Annotated in this window: 9 protein-coding genes and 1 pseudogene; 2 read left to right on the top strand and 8 right to left on the bottom strand. The window is 42.0% G+C overall.

Going from position 1 to position 10,605, the window contains the following annotated elements; all coding sequences use genetic code 11:
• Window positions 1-1,712, bottom strand: a pseudogene (locus tag ACJMLO_RS03550) (hypothetical protein); the annotation flags it as partial.
• Window positions 1,713-1,898: 186 nt separating this feature from the next.
• Between ACJMLO_RS03550 and ACJMLO_RS03545 the strand changes: the two are divergent.
• Window positions 1,899-2,252: a hypothetical protein gene (locus tag ACJMLO_RS03545; RefSeq protein WP_405293981.1), complete on the top strand. Its 354-nt coding sequence runs from the start codon at window positions 1,899-1,901 to the stop codon at window positions 2,250-2,252.
• Window positions 2,253-2,292: 40 nt separating this feature from the next.
• Here the strand turns inward: ACJMLO_RS03545 and hdrA are convergent, their stop codons facing one another.
• From hdrA to ACJMLO_RS03510, 7 genes are all read right to left on the bottom strand, one after another.
• On the bottom strand, window positions 2,293-4,605 hold the full coding sequence (gene hdrA / locus ACJMLO_RS03540; RefSeq protein WP_405293979.1) for a ferredoxin:CoB-CoM heterodisulfide reductase subunit HdrA: 2,313 nt from the start codon (window positions 4,603-4,605) through the stop codon (window positions 2,293-2,295).
• On the bottom strand, window positions 4,602-5,543 hold the full coding sequence (gene hdrB / locus ACJMLO_RS03535; protein WP_405293977.1) for a ferredoxin:CoB-CoM heterodisulfide reductase subunit HdrB: 942 nt from the start codon (window positions 5,541-5,543) through the stop codon (window positions 4,602-4,604). Before hdrB ends, hdrA begins: the two co-directional genes overlap by 4 nt.
• Window positions 5,524-6,135, bottom strand: a complete 612-nt coding sequence (gene hdrC / locus ACJMLO_RS03530; protein ID WP_405293975.1) for a ferredoxin:CoB-CoM heterodisulfide reductase subunit HdrC — start codon at window positions 6,133-6,135, stop codon at window positions 5,524-5,526. Before hdrC ends, hdrB begins: the two co-directional genes overlap by 20 nt.
• Complete coding sequence (locus ACJMLO_RS03525) at window positions 6,132-7,385, bottom strand: methanogenesis marker 16 metalloprotein (protein WP_405293973.1); 1,254 nt, start codon at window positions 7,383-7,385, stop codon at window positions 6,132-6,134. The genes hdrC and ACJMLO_RS03525 overlap by 4 nt, the downstream gene beginning before the upstream one ends.
• Window positions 7,386-7,397: 12 nt before the next feature.
• Window positions 7,398-8,168, bottom strand: coding sequence for a phosphosulfolactate synthase (gene comA, locus ACJMLO_RS03520; protein ID WP_405293971.1), 771 nt, complete (start codon window positions 8,166-8,168; stop codon window positions 7,398-7,400).
• Window positions 8,169-8,265: 97 nt separating this feature from the next.
• Window positions 8,266-8,553: a UPF0058 family protein gene (locus ACJMLO_RS03515; RefSeq protein WP_405293969.1), complete on the bottom strand. Its 288-nt coding sequence runs from the start codon at window positions 8,551-8,553 to the stop codon at window positions 8,266-8,268.
• Between the two features lie 129 nt (window positions 8,554-8,682).
• Complete coding sequence (locus tag ACJMLO_RS03510) at window positions 8,683-9,387, bottom strand: UPF0280 family protein (protein WP_405293967.1); 705 nt, start codon at window positions 9,385-9,387, stop codon at window positions 8,683-8,685.
• Between the two features lie 442 nt (window positions 9,388-9,829).
• Between ACJMLO_RS03510 and ACJMLO_RS03505 the strand changes: the two genes are divergently transcribed.
• On the top strand, window positions 9,830-10,597 hold the full coding sequence (locus ACJMLO_RS03505; protein WP_405293965.1) for a DUF389 domain-containing protein: 768 nt from the start codon (window positions 9,830-9,832) through the stop codon (window positions 10,595-10,597).
• The last annotated feature ends 8 nt before the right edge of the window (window positions 10,598-10,605 follow it).

Genomic DNA, 10,605 nt, shown 5'->3' with positions numbered 1-10,605 from the left:
AAAATATCCTCAGTACAAGAGATATAATACCCCAAATCTTCATCATTGACTGGAATATCTGCCTTCTGAACAACATTTCCCATCGAATCAACCACATATATCGCCAAGGTTTCATCACTCAGGGAATTGGAATACCTGGTTAATTTATAGTTCATCATATAGTCATGATTAAAACCGGCAATGATTGTTGAGTTATTTGGATCATCCTCAAAATACATTTTCAGGCTTGCCCAAGTTCCCACATTGGCCTTGGCAGGATTTGAATTGAACCAGACTGCAGGATAGTTTCCATCACTGCTTATGATATAATTTATCTCATTGCTTTTAAGTGTAAATCTCTCGCCGTTGGCTTTTGCGCTGTATTCCATATATAGATATGTAGTGGACTGAAATGTATTTCCGTTACCGTCCAGATTGTTTATAGGGCCCTGGACTAAAACCTCCCTGGACTCGACATTGTAGAAGTTATTGTAATTGACCGTAAGGGTATCTGAAAATCTGGAACTGATTGCTGCATCATTTGAAGCGTTTGTATTGTAGAAATTGCAGTTGAGAACCTGATTTGTCCCATAGACAAACAGAATGTCCCCTCCGTAGTGTCTTGCGGTATTGTTCATGAACGTTGAAGAGATGACGTTTGTGTCAGTTTTCAGGCTGGCGATTGCCCCTCCAAATAGGGATTCGTCAAACTTGAAATTGGAAGTCGAAACGTTGAGTTTGCTGGAATGGGCATAGATTACTCCTCCCCCATCATTCAGGGAAACCGAATAGGTAAAGTTTGAACCTGATACGGAGATGTTGGAGTTCATGGACGCAATGGAACCTCCGAAACTGAATGACCTTGAATTTTCAAACCGTGAGGACATTATTGTGAGCTCGCTTCCTTTGAGATATATCATCCCACCATAGTACGCATTGCACAGGCTGAAGCGTGAAGAGGAAATTATTATTTTTGATTTTGTAGCATGGATTGCACCTCCCGAATCAGGTGCTGATGAATTATAAAAAATACAGTTGTTCAGCCTGAGTATGGCATCGCTGATTGAAATTGCACCTCCCTTGACGGCCACATTGTTTTCGAAAATGCAGTTTGTAAACTCAAGGGTGGGAGTCTTTAAAAGTCCTGTGCAGCTTATGGCCCCGCCCTGACTTCTATATGAGTTCTGTGATGATGTTGAGGCGAGAGGGTCATACTGGGGTCCTCCATTATTCCTGAATGTCACGTCATTTGCAGTAATGCCGTAATTGCATGTAAAATAGATGCCTTCAAAAGTCAGTGAGTTCAAAGTCATGTTTGAAAGAAGGCAATTGAAATTGGTGTTGCCTGCTGATTTGATGATTGTGTTCTGCCGGCTTTCACCAATGATGTTGATGGAACTCATGAAAAGCATTTTTTCTGAATTAATTTCATAAACGCCCTTTGCGAAATGGGCGGTTGTGGCATAGGTCAGTCTGTTGTCACTTACATATTTATATGGTCTTGACTTTGATCCGTCTCCGTCATTTGCTGCAGATGCATCAAAATACACCTCAGAAGCGGATAAGGTATCGTCACCCATGTCAGTCAGTTCAAAATCCGTAATGTCTGTGTCCGGCGATATCTCGCTTATTGTGTCATTGGCCAGTTCCACATCATTTGCACTTGCACATGATATTGTGAATATTATGCAAAGAAAAATGGATATCAATAGCAATTCCTTTTTATAATTCATGATAATGCTCCAAAATTTTTATCAAATTAAATGTTTAACTGAATTATATATATGTCTTTGATATTTATTAAATTAACTAAAGGCATTTCTTTAATCGAATAATTTTATACGCCAAATATGATTTTTCTTAGAAAAAACTATAAAAATATTTAAAATATTGATAACATAATCCCAATTGGTGATATCATGAATACACATACCAAGATATTGATTGGAGTTCTTGCAATCTTTGTTGTCGGCATGACCCTCGGCGTTGCATTTGCAGAGCCTGTCGATGCAAAGACATTCAAGGACAAGGGATACAAATGGAAAATCAAAAACAGCAAATGGAAGAAGATGAAAAAACAGGCAAAGAAAAACTATAAAGAAATGAGAAAATTAGGAAGCAGCATGCCAGGATATTCTAAAGGCATTACTGTAAAAGTAACTAAAAATGGATATAGAAGCTATGGCACCGCACTTGCAATACAAAATGATTATTACTTACGCTGCGAAGTCAGAGGCGCAACAAACAATGGTGCATACCTTGACTGCAGGTAAATACAAATAAGGAGTTACCTTATGTAGCTCCCTCTTTTTTTTAATCAACTTCAGCCTCATCAAGCTCGGCAATCTTTTTGTCGAATTGCCTGAATTTACGTGCCAGCCCTGAGAAGTAAGGGATATATACCTTTGAAAATGTGAGCCTTTCAGGGTCTTCACCCAGCTCTTCAATCCTTTCCTTGACGCCCTGAACTTTTCGCTCAACCTCATCATACATAAGGTCTCCCGGAAACTCTCCGATGAAAACACCGTCTGCCCCGTTGTCAAGGGCATAGTGAATGTGCTTTGGCCTTACGCGGTTGACGGAAATTACCTTGATTATATGAATTGATTCAGGATAGTTCAGCCTGTTGACTCCTATGTTGTCTGCTGCAGTGTATCCAATGTTGTCCAGAAATACCAGTATCATGCGCTCGCCCTGCCTTTTTTTGGACAGGACACCCTTGATGGTTGCCATGATCTTCTCGTCGATGTTACCGTTGACCTTGATTGCCCTCTGGGCACATCCCACAAGACATTTTCCGCACCCGGTACAGCTCATAGGGTCAATGTATACCTCATCGTTCTGGATGCTCATTGACTTGTACTTGCAGCGGCTTATGCACTCTGCGCACAGTATGCATTTCTCAGTGTCGATTTCTGCAATGAAGGGCTCGATTTCAACGCCGCCGTAGTTGTACTCACTTACCTTTGAGGCTGCCGCTGTCGCCTGCATGATTGAGTCTGTGATGTCTTTTGGCTCATGTGCGGTTCCGCACACGAATATTCCCTGCACATCGGTTGCCACCGGCTTGATTTTAGGATGTGACTCCTTGATGAATCCGTCTTCGGTGGTTCCCACATTGAGGATTTCAGCAATCTCGCATGTTCCCTCTGACGGCTCCATTGCTGTTGACAACACTACCATGTCGGCTTCAATCTCAACGAACTCTCCTTTAAGGGTATCCTCTGTTCTTACGATGAAGTTGTCTCCTTTTTTCACCACTTCACCCGGACGTCCCCTGAGGAACCTTACCTCATTTTCCTGGGTGTGCTTGTAGTATTTCTCAAACATTCCCGGAGTCCTCACATCAGTATAGCATATCAGAACGTCAGTATCCGGATACTTGTGCTTTATGATGTTTGCGTTTTTAAGCGCAACGGTACAGCATATCTTTGAGCAGTAGAGGTGTCCGTCGGGCTTTTCGTCACGTGAACCAACGCACTGTATCATGACGATTCTCTTTGGAACCTCACCGTTGGACTTTAGAAGCTTTCCCTTTGTCGGGCCGTTTACGCCTGTAATACGGCCAAGCTCTGACTGTGTTATCACGTCATCATATCTAGTGTATCCATATTCGGGACGCTTTTCCATGTCAAATAATTTGTGGCCTGTTGCAACGATGATTGAACCTACCTGAAGAGGTATCTTTTCGGGATGGCCACGAAGCCTTATTGCCCTCATGCTGCACACCTTGACGCAGCTGCTGCATTTTGTACAGTTTTCCATGTCGATTGTATAGGCTTCCGGATATGACTGTCCGAAGGGCCTGTATATCGCCTTTCTCATTGACAGGTTGTCGTTCCAGTCATTTGGAACCTCCACCTCACATGCCTCGGCACATTTTCCGCATGCTATGCATCTTTCGGTGTCGACATACCTCGGAGACTTCTCCAGTATCAGATTGTAGGTACCGGCACGCCTTTCGGCCTCGATGACCCTTGTGTTTGTGAGAACCTCAATGTTTTCGTTCCAGACAAGCTCATTGAGTATAGGGTTTAAGAGGCACATTCCGCATTCCTCTGCAATCTTTACCGGAGAGAATACCTTTCCGATTTTTGCCATGTGCCCTCCGATTGAAGGTGACTTTTCAATGAGTGTGACCTTTGTTCCCTGCTTGGCAAGAGAAAGTGCAGCGTTCATACCGGCTATTCCCCCTCCGATTACCGCAACCTCATCAGGTGTCTGGCAGTAGATCGGATCGACAGCATCGGACTGCTTTACCTTTTCGATTGATGCTGTTATAAGTGATATGGCCTTGTCTGTGGCCTTTTCATTGTCATCATGAACCCATGAGCACTGCTCACGGATGTTTGCCATGTCCATGAGATAGGGATTAAGTGGCTTTACGTAATCCTGGAAAGTCTTTTCATGGCTGATAGGTGAGCATGCCGCCACCACAACACGGTCAAGGTCATGGTCGAATATTGCATCCCTGATTATTTTTCGTCCGTTGAGCGAACACAGGTTTTCGAACTGGCCTATGAATTCAACGTCAAGTTCGCTTCGAACCCTGTCCAAATCAACAACATCTGCAATATTTCCTCCGCACTCACATAAAAACACGCCAACTTTCAAATCATCCCTCATTTGCTAACCTCCTTCAGCTCGCCGATAACCGAATCTATCGGCACGGTATGTGCCCTGGCACCTATCACCTTGTCCAGGTCTGCGCCCATGGCCAGTGCAATGAACTGGGCAATGTTAAGGTGTATTGCCCTGAATTTTCTATTCTGTCTTTTTGAAATCAAATCCTGATATCTGTCAAACTGTATATGGCAGTTCGGACAGAGATGAACCAGTATGTCAACATCCTCATCGGCTATTGCATTCATCTTGTCTGCTGTAGCCGTAAATGACAGGTCAGGATTGGAATACCTTTGCCTGAAACCTGTTCCGCATGTCGCCCTCTTGTGGTCATACCATCCGATTGTCTTGCATCCGCACTCCTCAATCAGCTCATCCATGACATTCGGGTCCCTGACACCGCCGATAGTGTCCTCATAGTGGACCTTGCAGTAGTGACAGCCATGGTGGGTCGCTATGGCATATCCGCTCAGGTCATATTTTACATTTTCCCTGATCCTGTCCTTTTTTCCATAGAGAATGTCGACCACATGATATATGTTTTCTGTAGGTTTCAGGTCGTTCTGTTCGTATTTAAGATGGCTCAGGCCATTCTCATCAAATAAACTGTTAATGTGATTTCTCAAATCGTCTTTTTTGTTCAGCAATTTTACAGACTTCTTGTTGATTGCATAGCATGTCGCACACATCATCACAAGGTTTGGCCTTCCCAACTCCCTTGCGATTTTGAAGTTCCTTGCCCCTATTGCGGTTGTGTCAATCTGGCTGAACACGTCTGAGTAGTGACCAAGGCCTGTGCAGCATGTCTGCTTTTCAGAAATTGCATAATCGATTCCGAGTTTGTCGAAGACGAATTTGGTTGATGCCTCGACACCCGGATATTCCACGCTTACAAGACAGCTTCTGAAAAGAAGAATGTCCTTATCCGGTACCTTCTTCATCCTCTTCCTCCCTTGCCCTTATCCTTTCAATCTTGTCCTTGAAACCGGTAATGGTCAATATTTTACTTACCTCATCGATCGTTTCTCTTTCAGGCATAAGCGGCGGGTCAAGCTCCAGCTCATCCCTTATCTCGTCAAGGTGCTGCCTGAAATCCCACCATCCTTCAACGTCACGGTCGATGTCAGCGAAAAATCTCTCGGGGATTGCTCCGATTGCCGCAGTGAAGTATGAATCGGCAAATCCCAAATATTCATAAAGCTTTTCATATCCTATTTCGGATTCTATTGCAATCTGCTTGAGAATCTGGTTTACCTCACATACGCTGTTTCCCACAGGACAGACGCTGTGGCAGGTATAGCAGTAAAAGCAGTTCCAGATATTGTCATCTTCAAGAATTGTTTCGTCCCCTTCAAGGACCCTTTCCATGATGTCCCTTGGATTGTAGTCTGAATGCCTTGCTGCGGGACATGTTGATGTGCACATTCCGCACTGCACGCACTTAAGTACTCCCTCATCCTTTGAGTTTTTAACATCACTTATTATCCTTTCGGCAAAGTCAATCGGGGAATCTGTTATCTTTTGAGTGGTCATAGTATGAAATCCCTGTTTTCAATCATTTTCTTGAGTTTTAGTGAAAGCTTGTTTGCCCTTAGCCTGTCTGACTGTCTTAATATTATCGGAATTTCGACATCCTGATCATCAATTTTAAGACTGACGCTTCCCGTGTTCATGTCAAAGGCATCGTGCCTGCAGTGGGCGGAGCACATTCCGCATCCGAAGCAGTATGTGAGGTTCAGCCTCTGATTTTTAAACGCATTTGTCGGACAGATTTCCTCAACGATGCATGACTCGCACTCGCTACATTCTTCACTTGCGAATCTCGGCCTCAGGTCATGGCCTGTCCACATCTTTGCGTAGTCCGTGTTTGCCAGAGGAAGGTGTCTTCCCCGGATGTCTGCAACCGGCAGATCAATTTCTTCATCACTGACAAGTAAATTCTCGTAAATCTCCTCGTTTAAAACAGGTATTGGAATCGCCACACTGTCATAGACTTCCCCTCCCTGGGAGGTCTTGAATCCTCCAAGATAGTACGGGTCCATATTGAACATGTCTGCAGTAAGCATAAGGTTCGGCTTTTCGGCACTTGACCTGGTTCCGTCCCCCAAGACATAGCCTACAGCACCATTGAGAAGGACTTTGCTTCCCTGGCGGATTACATTGTGAGGAATGTCATTTTGAAGAGGATTCAAATCTCCGCATCCTGAAAATGTCAGGCCGCTCAGATTTCCTTCAAGAGGAATTGCGGCAAAAATTGACTTCACCGGTTCGGATGACGGATTTGTAAACGCAGTGTAGTTTTTGAACGCCATTCTGGCGCCAATAATCTGTGAACGTGTAATGTCTTCTTTTGTGATGGTGCTTTCAATGGTCTTTCCCTCGGCGGTTTCGACCCTGACATCTATTGATTTGCCCTCAAGGATATCCTTAAGCAGAAATCCTCCGCCGTATGATTCGTCATATATTGAATGTGCTGTTCCGTGAAGTATCACATCAACAGATCCAAGCCATTCGTTTGGACATGGGCCCGCATATGCAGGAACTCCATTCATGTAGACTTCAGAAGCCCTGATAAATACTCCCGGCTCTGAAACTATAAAATTAAGAATTGCAGCAGTGCCGCTCATAACCCCGCAGGTTCCGCAGGTAACGACATCAACCTCTTCAAAATCCGGGGCATCGCCATTTCTGATTAGATTCTTGAACTCTTCAGCGGTGTAGATGCTGGCTTCGCCGTTTTCTATTTTCTGGTTAATTTCAGAAATTGTTCTTTGCTTTGTCAATTGAACGCAACCTTAAACTTTGCCGAATGTATCTCCCCTCAGACCCTGTCTTATGGTTTCAAGAGATATGATATCATCGGTTGATATATTTCCTAAATTGACGTCACTGCCCATCTTCAAAACGAAAAATACCTGCTGGTCCTTGTTTGGGGCTTCCCAAATGATTTTGTCCTTAGGCACATGGTTCAGTATATGGTCTATCTCATCTTCCTTAGCATTACCGGACTTATCGAAGATTCCAATGTTCTTTCCGCCTTCACGGGCTTCGACAATGACATATGAAGAGCCTGCATTTAACTCCGCATTGAGATAGTTTACCCTTTCCTCAACGCTGAATTCCGCATCCAGTGCAGGGTCCTTTTTTCCCACTTCGGAAAGCACTTCAAATTTGGCCTGCTTTGCCAGGGTAATGGCCTTCAGCTTGTCTTCCCTTGGAATTCTGATGGAACCGTCTGAGATTTCAATTGTCCTGAAACCCAAATCGTAGGCTTCTGCAAAAAAACCGTCCATCCTGTTTTTGCTGTATGCAAGCTCAAATAGTGTTCCTCCGGTAAATGGAGTAATGTCATGAGCCTTGTACATCTCGATTTTCTGCTGGACCAGATCCCAGTCCTGCACTACAAGGGTTCCCCAGCCGAACTTGACATAATCCACATACTCTCCTGTGAGGTTCATAAGGCTTTCTGCAGTTTCAAGGCCTAAACCCTTATCCAAAACCATGGTCACGCCACAGCTTCTGGGCTTTTCTTCTCTTTTTTTGGATAAGCAACTAAAACATTTCAAAATATCACGCGCATATAAATTTATATAATAGGATTGTTCCCAAATGTTTTTAAAGTTTTCCATTACTGTTGATTTTTTAAAAAAATAAATTGAATAATTATGATGCATTGATCTCGTTTTCAGACCTTGTAACAAGATCTGCAAGAGAGTTTCTAACATTTTCAGGAATAGGATTGTCCTCTTTTTCAGCAATCAGTTCTGAAATAATCTTGCATAAAACGAATATTGCATGCTTATGCTCCGCTTTTGTCTTATGAATATGATGAGGGCTTATTTTAAGGGTAATGTATTCACTGCAGTCATTTGAAATCTGGTCATCTTCAGCCAAATATTTTAAAACATATACTAAAAATTGGTGTAATTGTATCATTTCGTCCTTATACATAGATATCTAACCCATATTTAACTAATTTCAGTTAGTTAAAAATTAACTCCTAAATTCTATACATTATATTATATATTAATCATATTTAAATATTGCATTCAACATAACTTGACAAATTTTGAAAGTGAACTATAACCTGTCAAATTCATCTGTCACGACGATTTTCGGAAGTCTGCCTACGGTTGCAACACTGTCTTTTGAAATTATAAGCACACCCTCAAAAAGGTCACTGTATCCCTCTGCCGTTTCAACAGCATTCATAACTTTCGACTCGCTGTCGGTGCCGACAACCTCGTTTGCTATTCTGGTTGCAAGCCCGTCAGCAAGAGACGGTGAAGATGAAATTACCGATACGCTGTCGGAATCTCCAAGGCTTATGGAATGGCCGATTTTACCCGATGAAGTGCATATTCCCAAGGGAGATTTTCTTTTTTTTATTTCAAATGCGATGCTGTTTCCCAAAACCTCATTGCCGGAATATATTCCGCATAGAACCTTTCTGTTGTTGATGAGTGCAATGTCTCCTCCATTTTCAACAATGGAAAAGCTTGAGCCTTTCCGGATAAGATAATCTAAAGACATCTCTGAGATGCATCCGGCAACACATGCCATCGGCCCGACATCAGCCAAGGCAGATGATTCATACATCTTCTCTACAATCAAAGGCAAAGTGTCCTCATCATGATGAAGGGGCTCGAAGCTCAAAAGGAAATCCTGGTGGTGGGCAATGTAGGACTTTAAACTTGCCCTTATCTGATATATGTAGTCCTCAAGATTGTGGCTTTTCAGGTCACTTGTCAGCCTTATGTGTGTCTCGCCTATGTTGATTTGCATAGTTAATAATTAGGGTTTTCCATTAATGTATTTTTTTCTAGTTTTTGATTAAGTCCTGTTTTCACATCATGTGATTTTTTTGTTTGATTTGATGAGCCATCAAATATGCTTTGTTTTGATGATTTATATGATCTTAAAAGTAAATAATTGTTTTAAAACCAAAAAAAAGCTAAAATATCAGAGTTTCTCTACAATCCATAATTTTAAATATTTCTTTTAACAAATTATAATTTAGGTCCTTAATATCTAAATTTAATCTATGTTTCATTTTTATCGCAAAATAAATATATGTAACACATAATATTCAGATTAATTGGTATTAAGACATTTTTTAATATAATAAAAATGTATTTTTACAAACCATCAAAATTAACATGGAAAATAAGAAATGAACCGGGCGAATTTTAACCAAAAAAATTCAGGCCCCCAAACAGATGATAATATGGAAAATAATAATAAAAAATCAGTAAAGGATGAAATCAAAAGGATATTTTCATTATCTGAGGATTCAGCATCTAATGAAGAAATCCGTTCACGTCTTCTGGATGGAGGAAAAATCACCGGTACAAATATGTGTGTGCTGGTATGTGCAATGGTAATTGCTTCTGTTGGTCTTAATGTGAGTTCAACTGCTGTAATCATAGGTGCAATGCTGATATCTCCTTTAATGGGAAGCATTCTTGCTTCAGCATATGCAGCTATAGCCTCCGATTATCCTCTTCTTCGAAAACATCTGCTCGGTTTTGCAATGCAGATTGTAATCAGCGTTACTGCAGCTACAATCTATTTCCTTTTATCTCCGGTTAAGGAGCCGACAGTTGAATTATTGGCAAGAACATCACCGGCATTCTTTGATGTGCTCATAGCCTTTTTCGGTGGACTTGCAGGTATCATCGGACAGACAAGACAGGACAAGACAAGCACTGTTATTCCGGGCGTTGCAATTGCAACCGCACTGATGCCTCCCTTATGTACCTGCGGATATGCCATTGCAAACGCAAGATTCGACATGCTCCTTGGGGCAGGATATCTTTTCCTCATCAATTGCTATTTCATCTTCATGTCTGCGGGCATTATTCTAAGTGTTTTGAAAATTCCAAAAATGAGGGAGTTAACACCAAAAGAATGGAAAAGACGTCGTTTCAGAATGATTGTCAATACAATCATCATTATACTGCCAAGTATAGCTGCGGTCTATACTATGATTTAGAGAATGAT

Origin of the sequence: Methanobrevibacter sp. (assembly GCF_045120835.1) — an archaeon.
In the GTDB taxonomy this organism is placed as follows: Archaea; Methanobacteriota; Methanobacteria; order Methanobacteriales; family Methanobacteriaceae; genus Methanocatella.
The sequence above is the reverse complement of the archived record's forward strand: the minus strand, read 5'-3'. Positions and strand labels throughout refer to the sequence as shown.

Excerpts from the sequence above, each read along its gene's own strand:
- ACJMLO_RS03545 (WP_405293981.1), top strand. The coding sequence starts at position 1,899 with ATGAATACACATACCAAGATATTGATTGGAGTTCTTGCAATCTTTGTT.
- ACJMLO_RS03505 (WP_405293965.1), top strand. The coding sequence starts at position 9,830 with ATGGAAAATAATAATAAAAAATCAGTAAAGGATGAAATCAAAAGGATA.
- ACJMLO_RS03510 (WP_405293967.1), bottom strand. The coding sequence starts at position 9,387 with ATGCAAATCAACATAGGCGAGACACACATAAGGCTGACAAGTGACCTG.
- hdrC (WP_405293975.1), bottom strand. The coding sequence starts at position 6,135 with ATGACCACTCAAAAGATAACAGATTCCCCGATTGACTTTGCCGAAAGG.
- hdrB (WP_405293977.1), bottom strand. The coding sequence starts at position 5,543 with ATGAAGAAGGTACCGGATAAGGACATTCTTCTTTTCAGAAGCTGTCTT.
- ACJMLO_RS03515 (WP_405293969.1), bottom strand. The coding sequence starts at position 8,553 with ATGTATAAGGACGAAATGATACAATTACACCAATTTTTAGTATATGTT.
- hdrA (WP_405293979.1), bottom strand. The coding sequence starts at position 4,605 with ATGAGGGATGATTTGAAAGTTGGCGTGTTTTTATGTGAGTGCGGAGGA.